Here is an 18,492-nt window from a genome sequence, read left to right as displayed (position 1 = left end):
GACGCGGCCGTCGCGCGGCTTGCCGCCTGCATGCGCTGAAGCACACCGTCACTGCGCCGCCAGCCGCTGCGCCGAAAAACGCAAGCCGTCGAAGAGTCGCTCGGCCACCCGCCCGGGAAAGCCTTCAGGCAGCGCCGCCGCGACCTCTTCTATCGCACCGGGCGTACGCGCCAGCACGCGCTCGATCAACGGCCCCGCATCCGGCCCGTAGTGACACAGTTGCGCGGTGGCGTCGAAATGCGTACGCTTCACGTCGCGCATGCGATAGTGGCGCGCCTTGCCCCACACCGCCATGGCGAGCGACGCCTTGTGCCACGACCATTGATTGCCGCCGTCGCCCTCCACAGGCCAGATCGACATGACGTCATAGAGCGGCGCGAGCTGAAAGCGACCTGCCGGCAGCAGGCGGATGCTGAAATTTTTCGCGTGGCCGTCCGGCGCCGCGAGCATCCAGAAGACGATTTGCGCAGCGAGAAACGTTTCGAGGTCCTCCCGCGCCTGCTGCGACTGGCGCAAGAGACCCGCAATCTCGCGCACGCCGGGGCCGCCATGCGCTTCGTACTTGCGATGCGGCGGCACGCCGAGCGCCTGGCAGAAGTCCTCCTGCGGCAGGCGCAGCAACCCACCGGCGCGCGAGCGCGTACGATCGAAACGCTCCACGCTGAGCACCTTCTGTGCACCGAACTTGACGATCTGCGCTTGCGAAGCGGGCAACCCGAAGGCCCTCAGCAGTGCCAGGCAAAGCCATTCGTTTTCGACCGAGGTATTGAAGTCCACCTTGCGATGGCCGATCAGCCCCAGTGGCAGCTTGAGAATATGGGTGGTGGGCGTGGCGCCGCGCGGCAGCAGCCATTTGCCGCGGTGGCGCAAGAGCGCGGTCTTCTCCTGCGCACCCGCCAGCGAAATGCGCAGATCGTCGGCCTCTAGCGCGCCACCGGGCAGCGCGCCGGCCGTTTCGAGCAGCAGGCGCTCGATAGCGGCATCGCTCAACACGGTGCCTTCGATGCGGTCGACGCGGCCCGGCGTTTCGTCCTCGCCCAGCAACTGCACCGCGCCCACGCAATCGCGCCCGATCGCCTTGAGCAGGTCGAAGGCCTCGAGCGTATCGGTGCGAAAGCGCGTGGCGATGCGGCGGCGGATGGGCTCGCTGTCGGGCAGGAGATTGTCGAAATAGTGCTGCACGCGCTCGCCGCGCAACGGCACGTCGCCGATGCCGAACGGCAGCGAGAGCGAAAGCGGCCGGCCCACGGCCGAGCGCTTCCAGGCGTCGTCATAACGCAGTTCGGTATCGCCGGCGGACGTCATGATCCACGTGCCCACGCGCTCGCCGTTGGCCCAGATCGATAGCGCGCGCGAATGCGATTTGCGGCCCATACTCACCACTCCGGCGTGCCGGCCGCCGCCTCGCGCGACTGCACGCAGAGTTCCAGCCCGTAGAGCGCGAAAAGCGCGAGCATCTGCTCGAGCGAGAGGCTGGCGGCGCCCGTGGTTTCGAGCGCGGAAAGGCGCGGCTGGCCGATGCCGAGATTCGCCGCGGCCTGCGCCTGGGTCATGCCGCGCGCCTTGCGGGCCGATTGCAGAATCTCGCCAAGCCCGCCTGGCGTCTGGACGATGATCTTCATGGCACATTCCTGTGAGGCATAAATCGATTATATGCCTGTGGGGAATATTTTGCCAATATCACTCACACGAATAAATCGGAAATATCGCTCACACAAATAATCACCAGACGGCCCCCTGTATACGGCTCAGTCGCCGCGCACGGCGGTACTAAGAACCAGAAGATATCGAGGCTCATCATTGCGTCGCACTCAGTCGCGCCCTCATTGAAACAGCCCGCAGCGCTTTCCCCTACCAGTTAATCTGCAATTGCATATGATGTATTCGGCTAAACGTCCACATTTCCAACCCCTTTAGCGAGGAACCCAGCCATGGACACACGGACCGTCAAGATTCCCGGCCCCGATCATCCGATCACGGTCGAACCGGCGCGCACGCACGTGGTGGTGAAAGCAGGCGGCCGCGTGGTCGCCGACACGCGCCGGGCGCTCACGCTGCGCGAGGCGAGCTATCCCGCCGTGTTCTACATACCGCGCGAGGACGCCGACATGTCGCTGCTCTCGCGCACGGAACACAAGAGCTGGTGCCCATACAAGGGCGAGGCTTCGTACTACTCGATCACGCCAGGCGGCGCGCGAGCCGTGAACGCGATATGGAGCTATGAAACGCCGCATGAAGCGGTGTCGGCAATCAAGGACCATCTTGCGTTCTACCTGGATCGCGTCGATTCGATCGAAACGTCCGACTGAACGCGCCGCGGCGACGTGACATCTGCATCGTTGACGCCCACTCGGGCCCCAAGGTGTGCCAGGATTCGGTTATTCGTGCGGCGCAGCCCGCCGCACCCCGCTCCCTTACATCCAACCGACATGCAACAAGGCACCCCGGCCACCGCGGCCAGCTTTGCCAACATGGGCGTCGATCTGCTCGACTTCTTCGACGTGACGCCCACTTCGTTGTGGCTCGAAGACTATAGCCAGCTGCGCGCGCTCTTCGATCGCTGGCGCGCGCAAGGCGTGACCAACCTGCGCCGCTTCCTCGAAGACGATCCGCGCCGCGTGGCCGAATGCTCGGCCTGCATCCGCGTGCTCAAGGTCAACCGCCATACGCTCGATCTTTACGGTGCGCGCGACTACGAAGAACTCGCCGCGCATCTTCCGCAGGTGCTGCGCGACGACATGTTCCAGGCGCACGTGGGCGAGCTCGAGCAGATGTGGGCCGGCCAAACCACGTTCGAGAGCAAGAGCGTGAACTACACGCTGCGCGGCCGGCGCATGGACATTCTGTTGCGCGGCGTGATCCTGCCGGGCCACGAAGCCGACTGGAGCCGCGTGCTCGTGGCGATCGAAGACGTCTCGGCGCTAGAAGAAGCGCGCCATCGGGCGGCCGCGAGCGAGCAATATGCGCTCGGCGTTTTCGAGCACTCGCCGGTTTCGCTGTGGGTCGAAAACTTCTCCGCCATACGCGAACTGCTCAATGAGGTACGCGAGCAGGGCATCATCGACTTTCGCACCTTCACCGACGTACACCCCGAATTCGTCGAACGCTGCATGAGCGAAATCCAGGTACTCGACGTAAATCACTACACGCTGGGCATGTTTCGCGCACCGGACAAAGCCACGCTGCTCGCGCGCCTGCCCGAGGTGTTCCGCGACGAAATGCGTCCGCACTTCCGCGAGCAGTTGCTCGATCTCTGGGAAGGCCGCCTCTTTCAGCAGCGCGAGGTGGTGAACTACGCGCTCGACGGCAGCGAAGTCAACGTGCACCTGCAGTTTTCCGTGTTCCCGGGCCACGAGGCGCAGTGGGACCTCGTGCTGCTCGCGCTCACCGACATCACGGCGCGCAAGAAAGCCGAGGCCTACCTCGAATTCCTCGGCAAGCACGACGTGCTCACGAAGCTCAAGAACCGCTCGTTCTATGTGGACGAACTCAATCGTCTGCAACGCAAGGGGCCGTTCCCGGTGAGCGCGATCGTCGTCGATATGGACAACCTGAAGGCGGTGAACGACCAGCTCGGCCACGCGGCCGGCGACGCGTTGCTGCGCCGCGCCGGCGAAGTGCTCGCGAAAGCGATCCAGAAACCCTATCAGGCCGCGCGCATCGGCGGCGACGAATTCGCCGTGCTGATGCCCGGCGCCGAGGCGCGCGAAGCGGAAACCGTGGCGGACAGCATCACCAAACTGGTGGAGTTGAACAACCAGTTTTACGGCGGACCGACGCTGAGCTTTTCAATGGGCTTGGCGAGCTGCGAGGAAGGCGAAAGCGTGGAAGCGATGCTGCGTGAAGCGGACGCGGCGATGTACGAGGCCAAGCGCCGTCGCACCGACATGAGCGGCACGTCGTTGGAAGCCGACGCGGCGCGTGATGCCTGAGGTTCGATGCGCGGGAAACGCTTCGGACACCGTAAGAGAAGCAGGGAAGAAAAAGCGGCCGGCATGTAACCATGCCGGCTTGCCGAGAGCCTTGCGCCCTCGTTTCACACACTCAGGCTAGCGGCGTGACGCCACGTGCCTGAGTGCGGGCCACCGCACTGGCGTGATGCTGCGCCGCGCGCCAGCAAGCGAGCCAGCAACGCGCGTCCGCCATGACGGCGGACCTGGCATCACGACGCGTTGACGGCATCCTTGAATGCCTTGCCAGCGGTGAACTTCACCGTCTTGGCGGCGGCAATCTGGATCTCCGCGCCCGTGGCAGGGTTGCGGCCCACGCGGGCGGCACGCTGGCCAGTCGAGAACGAGCCGAAGCCGACCAGTTGCACGGAGTCACCCGAGGTGACCGCACGCGTGACGACGTCGAGGATCGCGTCGATGGCTGCGCCCGTGGCCGCCTTGGTCTCGCCCGTGCTAGCGGCGACTGCGTCAATGAGTTCCTGTTTGTTCATCTGCTACCTATGTTGAGTTGAGAAAACCTGCATACCCTACCTCACGCGGGCGAAACAGGCAAATCGCGTTGCATATGGAAACGCGTCAATCGCCCGCCCGGCACGTGTTTTGCGGTCCGTGCGCATGACGGGAAAGCCGAATCAATAGCACAACACGGAGCCAGTGTGTAGACAAAACCACGTTAAAAATTGGCAAAAATGCACAAAAACGACATTGCGACGGTTTCAAGCGGGTTTATACAGGAACGATTCGTGCAGATGAAGTCTGAGGCATAGCGAAAATCGCCGATATTTCCGATTTTGACCAAGTCAGAAAAAAAATGCCTCGCCGGGACAACCGCCTGCCTGCTGTCACCTTCGGGAACGCCGCCCGTACGGCATCCGGCGAGCCAGCCGGGCGGTTCGAGCGGGTCGGGTGGTTCGCCACGCGGCTTCGGAGCCGTCATTCAAAGTGAGGATGGCGGCCGGCCGAATCGCATCCTGTCTTTCAATTGCGCAACGTAAGACAGCTTGAACGCCTTTAGCCTTTGGTGTCGTCTGCGCAAAAGAATATCGCGTAGCCAGTCAATTCATTGATCAGTGATGCTGATTACCTCGACTCGCCGCGTTCGATCGCGCCAGCGACGCTCAGGTGAAAACCCACAGCACGCGCGCGGGCGCATCGGCGAGATTGGCGTAGCGAAAGCGGCAACGCGCCGGCAACTGGAAGCTGTCGTTAGCCCGCAGCGTCGCGTGCTCGTCGCTGCCGTCCACCCAGATTGTGAGCTCACCTTCGAGCACGAAGCCGCCCTGCTCGTCGCTGTCGTCCACGAGGCGCTCGCCGCTCGTCGCGCCGGGGTCGAGCCGGCTCTCCAGCATCGAGAAACCCGACGACATGCTGGGCGAAACGAGCACGTCCGTAACGCCGCCGCCATAGTAGAGCGTGCGCCGCTCGCCTGGCCGTGTGACCCACGGCAGTTCGCGCGGCATGCTCACGCTATAGAAGTAAGTGGTGGGCGTCTGCAGCGCCTCGCCGATGGCCGTGAGATCTGCCACCGTGGGCCGCGAAAGACCCCGCTCGACCTGCGAAAGAAAGCCCACCGAGCGGCCGATTTTTTGCGCGAGATCGGCGAGCGTCACCTTCTTGTGCTTGCGCAGATCGCGAATGAGGATCGCGAGGCCTTCTATTTCGTCCTGCTGGTCCATGCGGTTCTCTCTGTCACACGACGTCGCGCAGGCGATACCACAGCTTGCCGAGCGCCTCGAGCGGCGCGGCGAAGCGCTCGCCGCCCGGAAAGCGCGGATTATGAATGCGCTCATAGAGCGAGAGCAAGTGCGGCTCGCCGAGGATGGCGTCGGCAACGGCACGCGCCGCCGCGAGCGTCGGCAGGATGCCATGCCCGGAAAAACCCTGCATCCAGTAGCGATTGCGTTCGTGACCGACGTCGGGCGTGCGGCGGATGCTGATGTCGATATGACCGCCCCACGCATATTCGAATTCGATGCCGCGCAGTTGCGGAAATGCGCGCTCGAGACTCGGACGGATCGCGGCGCCTATGTCCTTCGGGATGCCGCCAAGATACGTGCACGCGCCGCCAAAGAGCAGTCGATCGTCCGAGCTCAGGCGAAAGTAGTCCGGCACGAACTGATTGTCGATCACGCAACTGTTGCGCGGCAAAAGCGAGCGAGCAAGCGCAGGGTCGAGCCTGCGCGTCGCGATCTGCCAGGTGCCCACGGGCAGCACACGGCTTGCCAGATCGCTATCGAGCCTATCGATGTAGGCATTGCAGGCGAGCACCAGCGTGCCGGCGCGTACCGTACCTTCCCGCGTGCTCGCGACGTAGCCGCCCGGCGTTTCGCGATACGCGAGCACACGGCTTTGCTCGAAGATGACGCCGCCCGCACGCTCGATGGCGTCCGCAAGGCCGAGCGCAAGCTTGAGCGGGTCGAGATGCCCCGCCTCGGGATCGTAGAGCGCCGCGCGATAACGGCGGCTGCCGATCCACCCCGGCATCTCCGACTCGGCAATGAGGCGCAGGCGTTCGTAGCCCCACTTCTGCGCGGCCTCGTCGCGCGCGGCTTCGAGCATGGCGACACGCGAGCGCCGCACCGCCGCCCACAGGCTACCGGGCCGGTAGTCGATGTCGAAGCCGTGCCGCGCGGGCAACTCGCGCACTTCGGCGCCGGCCCAGCGCATGCTGTCCCACAACGCCCGCGCGCCCGCCAAACCCAGCGCCTGCTCGAATGGCTGCATGTCGCACGACCAGCCGAGCAGCGCCTGACCGCCATTGCGCCCGGAGGCGGCCCACGCCACGCGGCTCGCCTCGACGACCGCTACGCGACGTCCGGCCAGCGCCAGCCGCAACGCCGTGTGCAGACCACTGAAGCCTGCGCCCACGACCAGCACGTCTGCGTTGTAATCGCCTGCCAGCGGGGGGTGCTCGGGGAGCGCGCCGTTCTCGGCGTAGTGACGTGCGTAATAGCTTTCGATATGACGAGTCGATTCGGCGAACATGGGGTGTGCGTGAAATTTTTCATGATAAATTTCATGAAAAACTAGCACGACCTTTTCACGCGCGCAAATCGGCATATTCCCGATGGCGAAGTTCGAGTAGTCCGGCGAACTAAAGTTGCTCGTTTTTGCGCACTTGAGCGCTCGATTTAACAATCGGCAGGAATGTCCCAACTTCTTTGAACAGGCGCTCTCGCATCTTCGATAGAACTCAAGTCGATTTGCTCGCGGTCGCTCGGCCACCTCAGCCGAATACGTGTGTGGCCAGATGGCGGGCGAGCGTTATCGCATGCTCGCCCACCAGCATGCCGAGCAGGCCGACCAGCGCGATCGTCGGCAGCGCAGGCGATTTGACGGCCATAACGCTATAGAGCAACCCCACGAGCACACCAACCGCAAGCGAAACAAAATAGGCTTTCATGATCTTTTCCGCATCGGCGGGAGAGTGGTCCGGTCGCAGCAGGCCGCGCATGGCAAGCGGCTTGCATGGCCACCCGTTCCATTCGGTTAGTCGCTGCTTTCGACGTCGTCGCCAGTAGTCACAAGCCAAAGTCTAAAGCGCCTGTCGCTCATGGTCCGGACATGGACTTTCGATTCCAGGACAAGATTCCTGGGCACGGAGACGCGGCATCAATCCGCACTGCCTGCTACGCGGCTTCCCCGTGGCTGGTGCGAAGCGGAAAGCGCCGAAAGAGCGGAATGAATCTGGGCCACCACGGCAGCCCCTTCCCCTACCGCGGCCGCCACTCGCTTGATCGAAGAAGAACGCACGTCGCCTATTGCGAAGACGCGCGGCAGGCTCGTCTCCAACGACAACACGGCGGATTGCGGCTGCCCCGCAACGCCTTGCCCGGTCAGCACAAAACCCTTGTCGTCGAGTTCCACGCCGCAGCCCCGCAGCCCCGCAGCCATCGGGTGTTGGCATCCGCCCCGGTGAAGAGAAAGAGATGTCGCGTGCGTATGCTGCATGGCCCTTGCGGCGAAGTGCAATGGACCGCCGAAAGCCCATGTTCTTCCGCCTCCAGCCATCCAACCCGGGTGTGTGCCGAAAGCTCGACGTTCGGCAACGCCGCGAGGCGCTTGATCAGATACTGCGACATCGTCGCCTCGAGCCCGGCTCCCCGAACCAGCACGCGAACGCTTCGCGCATGCTCAGCAAGATACGCCACCGCCTGTCCGGCCGAGTTGCGGCCGCCGACAATCACGATTCATGTCGATGGGCCGCGCCACACTGACCCTGATCGGCAACATCGTTGCGACGCTGGTCATCGGCAAATCGGTTCGGGAATTCAACACCGCGACGGCGCTGGAATGCTACCGGGCACATTTCGACGACACGACAGTGGCAAGGATCTAGCCCGTTTTCGGCGTGAAGATGAAGGAAGCAAGGCTGGCCGCGAACGGCCGGCCTTGCGTTCAGCGACGCTGCCCGCGACCCAGGGCTTGCTCGCGCGGCGAGTAGCCCAGACGCGAGCGAAAAAACGTCGAGAAGGCGCCCGCGCCATAGCCCAGCATGGCAGCGACCTCGGAGGCGGGAATTCCGTTATCGAGCGCGCAGCACGCCATGGCGATCTGCACGCCCCGGCGCCAGTTCGCGGCGCTCGTTCCCAACTCTTCCTTGAAGAGCCGGCCCAGCGTGCGGACACTCACGCCAAGCGCTGCAGCGGTCTTGTCGAGCTGCCCCACCTTGCTCGGATTGCGCAGTACGGCTTCGCAGACCACCGCCAGCCGGCTACCGTAGGACGGCATGGTGACGACGAGGCGCTCGGGAATGGCCAGTGCATCTGTGATCGCCGAAACGAGCTGGGACTCGAGGCTCCGCTCGGCATCCGGGTGCCTTTCTCTCGCGCCCGCCTCCTTGAGCGCCGCGCAGAAGTCCCGCGGACAGCGCGGAACGCACACGGTCGAGGGAAGCAGGCGGCTTAGCGCATTCGGCACGCCAAGCTCGACAAGGCTCGAGTCCATCATCGGGTAGGCAAAGCATACGACCGCCGGCGGCAGCCAGAGGCCCCAGTGGCGGCTGACACCGTACGCGCAACGCCCCACCCGTACCCACACGCCACCCTGCGACACGAACACGTAGCGGCCGGCGCTGCGAATCTCACTGCCCTGCTCGCCAAAAATGCCCGCGACCGAGCCGTTGCGAACCGAAAGCTGTTGAGACGCTGTCCCTTCGAATAACTCCGAAATTTCCATGCAGCGAATATCCGTCGCCGATCAACGCTGGACGAAAGGCATCGCCAGCAAAATGAGCGCTGTGCTCTGCGTGCGGTTCTCGAGCTTTCTGCTCTCTCCTGGCGCGAGCCGGCAAGAGTCGTGGCGCTGGAGCACGCACTCGCCTTCGGCAGTGACTACCGTCACGGCGCCTTCCAGAACGACGTAGTGCTTTTCGACAGGCGAAGCGTCGGACGACGTATGGCCGCCCGGCTCGATGATGGAGACGCCCATCCAGAGATCGGAAGCCGGCCCGGCTTCATGCCCTTGCAGGCGCAGGCAGCGCATCCCGAAGTGACTGGGCGGGAAGTATTGCGGCGCCCGCGGGAACCGTGTGACGTTCATGCGCTCGTCTCCGTGTCTTTGGCGCGACGAACGTCGAACCGGTCAAGCTTGCAAACAGCATGCAAACGACTGCATTATTTTATCCACGAGAGACAGGCAATGCCGGGCGGGCGGGTCCAATTGCAGGGAAGTGTTACTTGTCATTAAGGCAAGAATGTTGGCATGGTTTTTGCCGACTATTCGCTGACTGTTCGCATACCTAAGCGCTGTAAGCAGCGCTGCGGAACGCGAAAGCGAGAGAGATCATGCGTATCTCGACGTGGCATACCGGCTCGTGGCCCTGGAGCCAGGACACGCAGCACGCTATTCCCAGCGTGTTCCGCTACCCGACAAGTCCGACCGCAGGCTCGACGTGCTGTGCCGGGCCGTCATCGAAAACCCCTCGATCGATATCAGCTTCGAACAGCATGCGGCTTCTGTGGGCGCCAGTGTGAGAACCCTGGCCCGGCTGTTCTCGCAGACGCTGGGGCTGGGCTTCGCCGAATGGCGGCGCCAGGTGCAGCTCGCGATCGCGGTGTCGAAGCTGGCCGAAGGGCATTCGGTCAGCGCAGTCGCGCGCGCTCTCGGCTACCGGCCAAGCAGTTTCAGCGACATGTTCCGGCGCGCACTGGGGACCTCGCCCAGCGATTTCAGCCCGGACATACGCTCGCCGAACCCGAGTAGACGCTGCCGCGTATCGGGCGCGGAAATGCGTACACGGCAGCAATCTGTCCATAACTCGAAAGCGGATGTCTGAACGGCGAAGCTGCGCGGCTTTACACTAGCGCCAGCGGTTGCAGGTTAGCGGCCCATGACAATACCAGGAGTGGATGGCATGAAAGCTTTACAATTCAAATCCTTCGGTACACCTGACGTTCTCGAATATGTCGACGTGCCCACGCCGGAACGCGACAGCAGCAGCGCCATCGTTCAGGTTCGCAGCGCGTCGGTGAATCCCAGCGACGTCAAGAACGTGTCCGGGCATTTCGACCACACGGTGCGCCCGCGCATCCCCGGCCGGGATTTCAGCGGCGTCGTGGTAGACGGCCCGTCCGAATGGGTGGGCAAGGAAGTATGGGGCACGGGCGGCGACATCGGCTTTACGCGTGACGGCACGCACGCCCAGTTCATCAAAGTGCCGCTTCCCGCGCTTGCCCGCAAGCCCGAAGCGCTCACGCACGATGAGGCGTCGGCCATCGGCGTGAACTTCGTCGTGGCATGGCTCGGCACCGTCAGCTACGCACAACTGCAGGCAGGCGAAACGATTGCCGTCATCGGTGCAGGCGGCGGCGTCGGCGGCGCCGTCACGCAAATCGCCAAGGCGCGCGGCTGCCGGGTAATCGGCATCGACATTGCCGCACCCGTTGCCGGATCGCCTGCCGCGGAACTCATCGACGAATACGTTCCGTTCGACGACAACACGGTCAGCCGTGTTCGCGAACTGACCGGCGGCGTGGACGTCGTGTACGACTCGGTGGGCGGAGTTGCCTTCGAAACCGCGCTGCATCTGCCGAAGCGGCGCGGCCGTGTGGTGGAGATCAGCGCTACGGGCAAGCGTCGCGTGGATTTCGACATCATCGACTTCTACCACAACGAAACGCAACTTTTCGGCGCGGACAGCGCGAAACTTGGCGCCGCCGAATCGGCGCCACTCATGAGCGCGCTCGTGGAAGGCTTTGAAAGCGGCAAGCTCAGAGCGCCCGTCATCGCTCACCGCTTCGATCTGGCGCACGGCCAGGACGCGTACCGCGCCGTTGCGGCGGGCACCGCGGGGCGCGTTGTCATCAACATGTAATCGGGCATTGTGGATGCACACCCGCCCGGGCATGGTGCCTGGGCGTGGACGTTCCGGCAACGGAACGGACGATCGGCATGACGAGCAAGTTTGCTTCGCCCTGCAGCGTCGAGTCCGGCAGAATTTCGCGGCGCAGGCCCACGTCGAGCGCCACATCGCCGTGCATTTCGCCATCCACATGCAGGTCCGGAGCGCGCCCCTTCAGGATCTCCAGTAGGTCATGCATCTTCTGCGCTGAAGGGGCGTTGCTTGAACCGAAGTTCGAGTGCGAGCACAGCGCGATCTTCGGCTCGATGCCGAAACGGCGCACCTCCTTAGCGGCCATGATGGTGATTTCCGCAAGCTGTTCCGGCGTCGGGTCGACGTTTACGTGCTTGCCGACCACCTTCAGCCCATTGGTCACGGCCGCGGCCACGACGATAGCCGTGCCGTGCTGGTCGTCGTGAAAGACGGGAATCTTCATGCGCTTGCGCGCTTCCCGCTCGACGATGAAGCAATCCGGCGCCTTGATGTCTTCAAGAAGCGAGCGAGAGGTCTCGCTGGTTGATCACCTGCTTGGCCGGCACGATCGCGACCTTGCCTGGCACAGGGAACTCGTGATATTCGAGCGCGGCCTCGCGCAATTTCCTCGTGCGTTCGTCGATGATTCCCATATCGCTTCTTCCGTTTTCCTGACGTTGAATTCGCCCCTCTAGTCTAGAAGTGCATGACGAGAGGCTTCGAGAACATGTAGCGCTTTGCGAGCGCCGCGTAGCGATCCGCCGAAACCTGGATCGCCGCTGCCTCCTTCTCCGAGAGAGGGCGCAACAGCCGGGCCGGATTGCCAGCCCACAGTTCTCCAGCCGCTACCAGCTTGCCGGGCGTGAGGACAGCTCCGGCGGCCAGCATGCCGCCGGTGCATACGACCGCGCCGTCGAGAACGCGCGCACCGAAGCCCACGAACGCGCGGTCCTCGATCGTGCAGGCGTGGAGGATCGCGCCGTGACCCACCGTCACGTCGCTCCCCACGAGCGTCGGCGCACCGTTTGTCGTGCCATGCAGAATGGAGCCATCCTGGATATTCGATCGCGCACCGACGACGATCCGCTGAACGTCGCCCCTCAGCACGCAGTTGAACCAGATCGAGGCGCGCTCGCCAATCTGCACGTCGCCGATGAGCGATACCCCATGGGCGACGAATGCCGACTTGTGCACCGACGGCGTTCCGAACTGCTGCCCGTCCTGTTCCTCGCTCATTTTCTCAACCCCAGTTGCCCGCGCGCCTCAGCCGTCGTGGCAATTTCGCCGCCGAGCGACAGCACGATATCGCGTGCACGCGCAACGAGCTCGGCATTGCTTTTCGCGAGCACACCCTTCGAGACGTAGATGTTGTCCTCAAGGCCGACACGGACATGCCCCCCTGCCAGCCACGCCTGGGCGACGATCGGAAACTCCGCCCGGCCGATGCCGAAGGCCGACCAGGCCGCGCCTTGCGGCAAGAAATTGCGTGCGTACAGCAATGTTTCCGGCGTGGCCGCGAATCCGTATTTCACGCCCATGACGAACGTCCACAGACCGGGCCCGTCGAGCACGCCCTCCTTGATCAGATCGAGCGCCAGATGCAGGTCGCCCGAATCGAAGATCTCCAGCTCGGGCTTGACGGCGGCTTCGCGAATCACGTGCGCCATCTTGCGCACATTCTTCGGCGTATTGATCACGACGTCGCCACCCGAATTCATCGTATTCAGGTCGAGGCTGCAGATATCGGGCCGCAGCGCGGCGATGTGCTCCACGCGCTTTTCGGGAGGAAGCAGCGTCGTTCCCGGCGCCGCCACCTTGGGATCGTCATCCGTTGGGATGAAACGTCCGCCCGGTCCGGTCGTCAGGTTGATGATGAGTTCCGGGTTGACTGCCCGGATAAGGCGCATCACTTCGCGATAGAGTTCGACGTCCATCGAAGGACGGCCGGTCGCCGGGTCGCGCACGTGAATGTGAGCGACGGCCGCGCCGGCCTGCGCCGCTTCCAGTGCGGCCGTGGCAATCTGCTCGGGCGTAATGGGCAGTCCGGGGTGCTGCTCCGGTTTGGTCAGGTTCCCCGTGACTGCGCAGGTGATGATGGTCTTGCGTGCGTGCATCGTGAGCCTCGCTTCGTATCAGCCCAGCCGCCGGCCGCCATCGACAACGATGGTCGTACCGGTACTGAATTTCAGGTGGGTCGCACAGGCCTCGATGGCTTCGGCGATATCGTCGGGCGTGCCAATACGCCCAAGCGGCGTGGTCGCGGCGACCTTGTCGTTGAAGTCCGCGCCGCGACCGGGCACGAAGCTCGTATCCACCACGCCGGGCGACACATTCAGCACACGAATGCGAGGCGCTAGCGCACGGCCAAGCGATGCGGCCATGACATCGAGCCCGGCCTTGGCGGCGCAGTAGGCGATATTGCTGCCGACGCCCGTCGTGGCCGAAATCGAGGAGACGTTGACCACCAGCCCCGCGCCGGAATCGTCCAGCAAGTCGCGGAATGCGCGGATCGCCGCGAATTGCGCTCGCCAGTTCACTTTCATGATCTCGTCGATCAGCTCGTCGGTGAGCGCTTCGAGGTCGCTGTGCTTGACCGGCTTCGTAAAGCCCGCGGTATTCACGAGAATGTCCACGCGGCCGAACAGGGCGCGGACATCGCGCGCCAGCGCGGCAAGCGAATCGCTCTCGGTAATCGACACGGCTTTCGCTACGTGCCCATGCCCAGGCAGCGACTGCGCGACATGCCGCGCTTTCTCGATGTCCGCTCGGCCGCAGACCACGACACTGGCGCCAGCCCCCGCGAGCCGCTTCGCGGCGGCCACACCGATACCACCCGTGCCGCCAAGAACGACGGCGACTTTGCCTTCAAGAAGGTTGGACATTGTGTTCTCCACGTTATTTGATGGGGGGCGTCGGCCAGACAGGCGTACCTTCTGCCACGACAAATTCATATTCGAGCGTGTAGTACGGCCCCTGGACATCGGGGACGGCCGCCTCCCCGTCCTCGTGCACGGCAAACCTCCCGACAAGCGCCCGGTTCACGCCGAACACCACGTCCGACCCCAGGTACTCCGAATCGTCGGCAAAGACCTGGCTGACCAGCGTTTCGTAACCGTCAGCGACCACGACGAAGTGGATATGCGCGGGACGATACGGGTGACGATGCTGCTTTTCGAGCAAGCGGCCCACAGGACCCTGAGTCGGCACCGGATAGCCGGCGGGACGCACGGACCGGAACCTGAAATAGCCTTCGGCGTCGGTACGGAAACGGCCCCGCAAGTTCATGTCCGGCTGGTCCGGGTCCTGGTTTTCGTAAAGCCCGACTGGCGAAGCCTGCCAGACGTCGACGAGGGCGCCCGCCACAGGCGCCCCGGCTGTATCCACCACGCGGCCGCGCACGAAGAGCGGCGCGCCCGGCGAGCCTTCGGCCACAATGGAAGCGTCGTCCGCATACTCCGGCGAGTGGCCTCGATAGAACGGCCCGAGCAGCGCGCCGGGCGTGCGGTTGCCGCGATCGGCCGTGTTGAGCAGCGTGACGAGTGTCGAAAAGCCCAGCACGTCGGCGGCCAGAACGACCTCGTTGTGGTCATCTACGGTCGCCTGCCCAATGGCCTTGACGAACTCCAGTCCCTTTTCGAACTCCCGATCCGTCAGTTGTACTTCACGAAAGAATGCGTGCGCGTGGCGCACCAGCGCGTCGATAATCTGCTTGAACCGCGCGTCGTCGGTCTTGCTCATGGCGGCCAGCACAACTTCCGTGATCGACTCGGGGTCGTCAACGATGCTGTCCAGGTGAGATAAATCCATCATGTCAGTCTCCGTATGGGTTCCTGCGGCAGGCGATCATGCAACCGGCGATCATTCCTTTCGCCGTCGGTCGATCATTTCGCCGCTTGTTTTCATGCTATCGGGTCCATACAAACGGAGCGGACAATCGCTTCCGAGTTTCTGCCAGTTTCGCGGCCACCGGGTCATGGCGCCTTGCGACGCAGTTGGCCTATACTCAAAACCCTCAGGCGGAGCGTGACGATGTCCGGATCGAAACACTCACTGTTGCTGGCGTGCGCTGCGGCAATACTGCTGTGCGTCGCGTTGTATGTTCCGCCGCTCAAACTTTCTTTCGGAAGAGCGGCGATACGGATTACGGCTTTCGCGCTGTTCACCGCCGCGCTGGTTGATACAAAGCGTGCAACAGTCCATCGAACCGAAGACGGACGGACAACCGGAACGGCCATTGCACGTCGAAACCCGTTCGCTTGCGGCCGGAGAGACCTTCGAACCAGACTCGCACGCGCGGGGAGGCCGGATCCGCGTGAGTACGGGAGTCCTGTCAGTACGCCAACGATCGGGATCGAAAGAACACGAGGTTGGCCGCTTGAACCCGGGCGAAAACCTTCCATTTCCCTTCGATAATCAGGAAGACGTATTGCTCGTTGTTCCTTTGACCGATGCAAAAGTGCTGTTGATAACCGATCAGCCCCAGCACCTGGCCCCCGGAAATACCGCAAACCATGAGCAGCGCAATGACATTGGCCCGTTAGCTAAATGTCGGCCACAACCGAAGCCAATATCGACTGATCGGCGTTAATCGGCTTTTTCTGCCCGCGCGACCAGGGGCGATAGACCTTGTCGCCTCGCCTGATCGTCGCGCCAGTCAATGCGCAAACCGTTTTGTTTCGCGCAGCACCCAGCTTCCATGGCTGCTCGCCGTACCTGCCGGTGGTCGCATCGCACCAGCAAACAACGAGGCGCGTTGGAGAGATACGCTCGATGATATCGATTCGGGCTTCCGTATAACCGTCGCTTATGCCCTTGCAGGCGTGGTTCGCTATCGGGCACTCGCCCTGGTGCCCTGCATAAAGCGGGCAGCGAGCGCCCTCATCCTCTGCCGCGTGCGCCTGCGACACAGCCGCCAACGCGTCCAGCACATGTCCCCATGGATCGTTTCGCATCGCCCCTCCATGAACAATCGTCAGGATTGCGACGTATCGCAAGCTGATATGGAAGATAGAAGGCACTACACAAATGGACGGTTAGCCGTCCACCCGCGATACGGCCCTGCACCGCCTGCAACCATCATACCGGTTCGCTACTTACGGGTCTTACGGGCGATTTAACGACTTCCGAATTCTGGACAGGTACGCACAAACGCCATTCCTCGGCCACGTCCCCGTTTCGTCGGGTTAAGGGAATGTCCGAAATTCGAAATCATCTGTCTGCTCAAGAAAACGGGCGCCGATTACAGTTCCACTACCGGCAACGATGCGACTGCCGTTACAGGCAAATACGGAGTGGGGGATACAGTGGACGTTCTGACTGCTATGAAGGTGTTCGTCAAGGTAGCCGAGGTCAACAGCTACGCACACGCCGCCGAAACGCTCGAAATAGGCGTGCCGCGCATCAGCCGGATCATCAGCGACCTGGAGGCTCACCTGGGCACGCGGCTGCTGCAACGAACCACGCGCAGAATGTCGCCCACCGAAGCCGGACGCATCTATCTCGACCGCTGCCGCCAGATTCTTGGCGAGCTCGACGAAACGTATTCGATACTCTCGTCGAATACGATCAGCACGTCTGGACGTTTGCGAATCGTTTCTCCTGCACTCTTTTCCTTGCGCAAGCTGGCGCCCATTCTAAACGCCTATCAGCGCGAGTACCCCAACGTCACGATCGATCTCACCCTTGCGGATCGGCCTGTCGATCTCATCGAGGAGGAGTTCGACCTCGGCATTCTGGCGGCGCGTCACGTCACGGGCCAGACGCTGGTTTCCCGTCACCTCGCTTCCACCGACTACTACACCTGCGCATCGCCCGAGTACATCGCCAGGAACGGCGCGCCCACTCATCCATCCGAACTCGAAAAGCATCCCTACCTTGCATTCCGAACCGAACATGCCGCCGACGGCATCGTGTTCAATGCCCCAGACGACACGAAGATCACCGTCTCCCCCACGCCAACGTTCTACGCCAACAACATCGGTATGGTGCGCGAATGCGCCATTGCCGGTCTTGGCATCGCGACACTGTCCGCCTATCTGGTCGAAGACGATATCGGCACTGGCCAGCTCAAACGTCTTTTCCCTGAATACACACTGCCTGACCGTGAATTTCGCATCGTGTATTCCAATCGAAAGTTTGTACCGCTCAAGGTCAAGGCTTTCGTCGACATGGCCGTCGAACACTTCCGTCAAGCGCGCGGCCGGCAACAGGCAAACTGAATCGTGTCCTTACGCGTTCGCGGGCTCCACATGATCGTCTCAAACCGCCCAGCCGCCGTCGATGGCCACTTCCGCGCCGGTAATGAATCCGCTCTCCTCGCTTGCGAGGAACGCAACGAGCGCCGCGACCTCCTCGGGCGTGCCGCCAGGTACTCGAAGATCCATTTAACGCTGCTGGCATCTGGAAAACGGTAGACATTTATCGTTTCGAGAACAAGGCCGGTAGTCACTGAGTGGCGAGTGCCACAGAAGACGCGGCCGCTTGTCAGATCGTCCGTATCTATAAAAGCGGCTCTTAGCCCTTTTGAGAATGGCCAAGTTGGGTCTATCGTCTACGTGACGCATAGTTTCTCGTCCAGGCCGCATGACATCGATCCATGGTGAGTAGACCCGAGGAGTTGCACCTCGAGTCTCTCGCAGAACCGTACGTGAGACTCTCGCCTCATACGGCTCCCGTTATCCAACCGATACCCCGACGACACGCCAGTGGACAAACAACCTGGGGTGGATGGCCGCCATCTTGCGTAGCCATTCATGACTACGCCGTTTGTGTTGCCGCAACCTCTTGTACTTGCGTCGAGCCCACTGTTCAAGCCGTTGGTCGACATAGCCAAAGAAGCCGCTCAGCGCCGTCCGATAGAACGCCCCATAGTAGTTCCACCACCCTTGTATCGTCGTGTTGCATTGATGCGCAAGTTCTTCCAGCGTCGCCAGTGTGCGTCGGTGCAGTCTCCAACTTCGCACGGCCTGCCTCATCCGCTTTAACAGGTTGCGGAAATACATCCCCGGCGGAAGCGGTGCGCCTCGATGTACGCGCCCGCCAGTCGCAAACTTTCGCATTGTGCAATCTCAACGCGAATTCAACGTTCTTTCGGCGGCTTGAGGCCGACTTCTGACCTCCTTGCCACGCTTTCCGCCACTTATAAGCGGATTTGTGCCAGTGATCGCATGCGCACGAGGTTGTATGCCGCCATGTTCAACACGAACATCTGGTCCACCTTCTTCAAGC

The 18,492-nt window shown here is 62.7% G+C and carries 22 protein-coding genes and 2 pseudogenes; 6 read left to right on the top strand and 18 right to left on the bottom strand.

Translation table 11 applies throughout. The features are described from left to right. Positions 1–48 precede the first annotated feature (48 nt). Complete coding sequence (locus M3I54_RS35640) at positions 49–1,374, bottom strand: type II toxin-antitoxin system HipA family toxin (RefSeq protein ID WP_254344282.1); 1,326 nt, start codon at positions 1,372–1,374, stop codon at positions 49–51. Between the two features lie 2 nt (positions 1,375–1,376). Next, positions 1,377–1,622, bottom strand: a complete 246-nt coding sequence (locus M3I54_RS35635; RefSeq protein WP_133187879.1) for a helix-turn-helix transcriptional regulator — start codon at positions 1,620–1,622, stop codon at positions 1,377–1,379. 309 nt (positions 1,623–1,931) lie between these two features. On the opposite strand from M3I54_RS35635, the gene M3I54_RS35630 reads away from it, so the two are divergent. Beyond that, entirely contained in the window at positions 1,932–2,309 is a 378-nt protein-coding gene (locus M3I54_RS35630) for a DUF427 domain-containing protein (protein ID WP_254344280.1), read from the top strand. 120 nt (positions 2,310–2,429) lie between these two features. Beyond that, the gene (locus M3I54_RS35625) at positions 2,430–3,932 is read left to right on the top strand and encodes a diguanylate cyclase domain-containing protein (protein WP_375542267.1); all 1,503 of its coding nucleotides are present in this window, start codon (positions 2,430–2,432) and stop codon (positions 3,930–3,932) included. 230 nt (positions 3,933–4,162) lie between these two features. Here the strand turns inward: M3I54_RS35625 and M3I54_RS35620 are convergent, their stop codons facing one another. From M3I54_RS35620 to M3I54_RS44965, 5 genes are all read right to left on the bottom strand, one after another. Continuing rightward, positions 4,163–4,441 (bottom strand): HU family DNA-binding protein, encoded by a 279-nt coding sequence (locus M3I54_RS35620; RefSeq protein ID WP_028207645.1) that lies wholly within the window; start codon positions 4,439–4,441, stop codon positions 4,163–4,165. Between the two features lie 627 nt (positions 4,442–5,068). After that, positions 5,069–5,626, bottom strand: a complete 558-nt coding sequence (locus tag M3I54_RS35615; RefSeq protein WP_254344278.1) for a helix-turn-helix domain-containing protein — start codon at positions 5,624–5,626, stop codon at positions 5,069–5,071. A gap of 13 nt (positions 5,627–5,639) precedes the next feature. Continuing rightward, positions 5,640–6,935 (bottom strand): FAD-binding oxidoreductase, encoded by a 1,296-nt coding sequence (locus M3I54_RS35610; RefSeq protein WP_254344276.1) that lies wholly within the window; start codon positions 6,933–6,935, stop codon positions 5,640–5,642. Positions 6,936–7,176: 241 nt separating this feature from the next. Next, positions 7,177–7,353 (bottom strand): DUF1427 family protein, encoded by a 177-nt coding sequence (locus M3I54_RS35605; RefSeq protein ID WP_254344274.1) that lies wholly within the window; start codon positions 7,351–7,353, stop codon positions 7,177–7,179. Positions 7,354–7,562: 209 nt separating this feature from the next. Further along, positions 7,563–7,817 carry a hypothetical protein gene (locus M3I54_RS44965; protein WP_302059279.1) on the bottom strand — a complete coding sequence of 85 codons (255 nt, stop codon included), beginning with the start codon at positions 7,815–7,817 and terminating at the stop codon, positions 7,563–7,565. Positions 7,818–8,148: 331 nt separating this feature from the next. Between M3I54_RS44965 and M3I54_RS35595 the strand changes: the two genes are divergently transcribed. Next, a complete protein-coding gene (locus tag M3I54_RS35595; protein WP_254344272.1) occupies positions 8,149–8,289 on the top strand; it encodes a hypothetical protein in 141 nt (46 codons plus the stop codon). Positions 8,290–8,348: 59 nt separating this feature from the next. Here M3I54_RS35595 and M3I54_RS35590 read toward each other — a convergent pair whose 3' ends face one another. Further along, positions 8,349–9,128, bottom strand: a complete 780-nt coding sequence (locus tag M3I54_RS35590; protein ID WP_254344270.1) for an AraC family transcriptional regulator — start codon at positions 9,126–9,128, stop codon at positions 8,349–8,351. A 21-nt stretch (positions 9,129–9,149) separates the two neighbouring features. Beyond that, a complete protein-coding gene (locus M3I54_RS35585; protein WP_254344268.1) occupies positions 9,150–9,491 on the bottom strand; it encodes a cupin domain-containing protein in 342 nt (113 codons plus the stop codon). 259 nt (positions 9,492–9,750) lie between these two features. Here M3I54_RS35585 and M3I54_RS45225 point away from each other — a divergent pair, with 259 nt between their 5' ends. Together M3I54_RS45225 and M3I54_RS35575 are read left to right on the top strand one after the other, a co-directional pair. Continuing rightward, positions 9,751–10,227 carry an AraC family transcriptional regulator gene (locus tag M3I54_RS45225; RefSeq protein WP_254344266.1) on the top strand — a complete coding sequence of 159 codons (477 nt, stop codon included), beginning with the start codon at positions 9,751–9,753 and terminating at the stop codon, positions 10,225–10,227. A 78-nt stretch (positions 10,228–10,305) separates the two neighbouring features. Further along, positions 10,306–11,265, top strand: a complete 960-nt coding sequence (locus M3I54_RS35575) for a zinc-binding alcohol dehydrogenase family protein (RefSeq protein WP_254344264.1) — start codon at positions 10,306–10,308, stop codon at positions 11,263–11,265. Positions 11,266–11,338: 73 nt separating this feature from the next. Here M3I54_RS35575 and M3I54_RS35570 read toward each other — a convergent pair. The 7 genes and pseudogenes from M3I54_RS35570 to M3I54_RS35540 all read right to left on the bottom strand — a co-directional run. Then, positions 11,339–11,650, bottom strand: a pseudogene (locus M3I54_RS35570) (phosphate acyltransferase); the annotation flags it as partial. 130 nt (positions 11,651–11,780) lie between these two features. Beyond that, positions 11,781–11,918 carry a hypothetical protein gene (locus M3I54_RS35565; protein WP_254344262.1) on the bottom strand — a complete coding sequence of 46 codons (138 nt, stop codon included), beginning with the start codon at positions 11,916–11,918 and terminating at the stop codon, positions 11,781–11,783. Positions 11,919–11,961: 43 nt separating this feature from the next. Then, positions 11,962–12,501 carry a gamma carbonic anhydrase family protein gene (locus tag M3I54_RS35560; RefSeq protein ID WP_254344260.1) on the bottom strand — a complete coding sequence of 180 codons (540 nt, stop codon included), beginning with the start codon at positions 12,499–12,501 and terminating at the stop codon, positions 11,962–11,964. Further along, the gene (locus M3I54_RS35555) at positions 12,498–13,379 is read right to left on the bottom strand and encodes a 3-keto-5-aminohexanoate cleavage protein (RefSeq protein WP_254344257.1); all 882 of its coding nucleotides are present in this window, start codon (positions 13,377–13,379) and stop codon (positions 12,498–12,500) included. Before M3I54_RS35555 ends, M3I54_RS35560 begins: the two co-directional genes overlap by 4 nt. An 18-nt stretch (positions 13,380–13,397) precedes the next feature. Beyond that, entirely contained in the window at positions 13,398–14,147 is a 750-nt protein-coding gene (locus M3I54_RS35550; protein ID WP_254344255.1) for an SDR family NAD(P)-dependent oxidoreductase, read from the bottom strand. Between the two features lie 13 nt (positions 14,148–14,160). Beyond that, on the bottom strand, positions 14,161–15,072 hold the full coding sequence (locus tag M3I54_RS35545; protein ID WP_254344313.1) for a dioxygenase: 912 nt from the start codon (positions 15,070–15,072) through the stop codon (positions 14,161–14,163). 734 nt (positions 15,073–15,806) lie between these two features. Beyond that, positions 15,807–16,217 carry a DUF3331 domain-containing protein gene (locus tag M3I54_RS35540; RefSeq protein WP_254344253.1) on the bottom strand — a complete coding sequence of 137 codons (411 nt, stop codon included), beginning with the start codon at positions 16,215–16,217 and terminating at the stop codon, positions 15,807–15,809. A gap of 351 nt (positions 16,218–16,568) precedes the next feature. Here M3I54_RS35540 and M3I54_RS35535 point away from each other — a divergent pair, with 351 nt between their 5' ends. Next, positions 16,569–17,483 (top strand): LysR family transcriptional regulator, encoded by a 915-nt coding sequence (locus tag M3I54_RS35535; protein WP_254344251.1) that lies wholly within the window; start codon positions 16,569–16,571, stop codon positions 17,481–17,483. Between the two features lie 39 nt (positions 17,484–17,522). On the opposite strand, the pseudogene M3I54_RS35530 reads toward M3I54_RS35535, so the two are convergent. Together M3I54_RS35530 and M3I54_RS45490 are read right to left on the bottom strand one after the other, a co-directional pair. Further along, positions 17,523–17,627, bottom strand: a pseudogene (locus tag M3I54_RS35530) (SDR family oxidoreductase); the annotation flags it as partial. Between the two features lie 312 nt (positions 17,628–17,939). Beyond that, entirely contained in the window at positions 17,940–18,239 is a 300-nt protein-coding gene (locus M3I54_RS45490; RefSeq protein WP_375542268.1) for a group II intron maturase-specific domain-containing protein, read from the bottom strand. Positions 18,240–18,492: the final 253 nt, after the last annotated feature.

The sequence above is a fragment of the Paraburkholderia sp. CNPSo 3274 genome (genome assembly GCF_024206475.1).
Lineage (GTDB): Bacteria > Pseudomonadota > Gammaproteobacteria > Burkholderiales > Burkholderiaceae > Paraburkholderia.
Note: the sequence above shows the minus strand (reverse complement) of the source record. Positions and strands in the feature narration are given on the sequence as shown.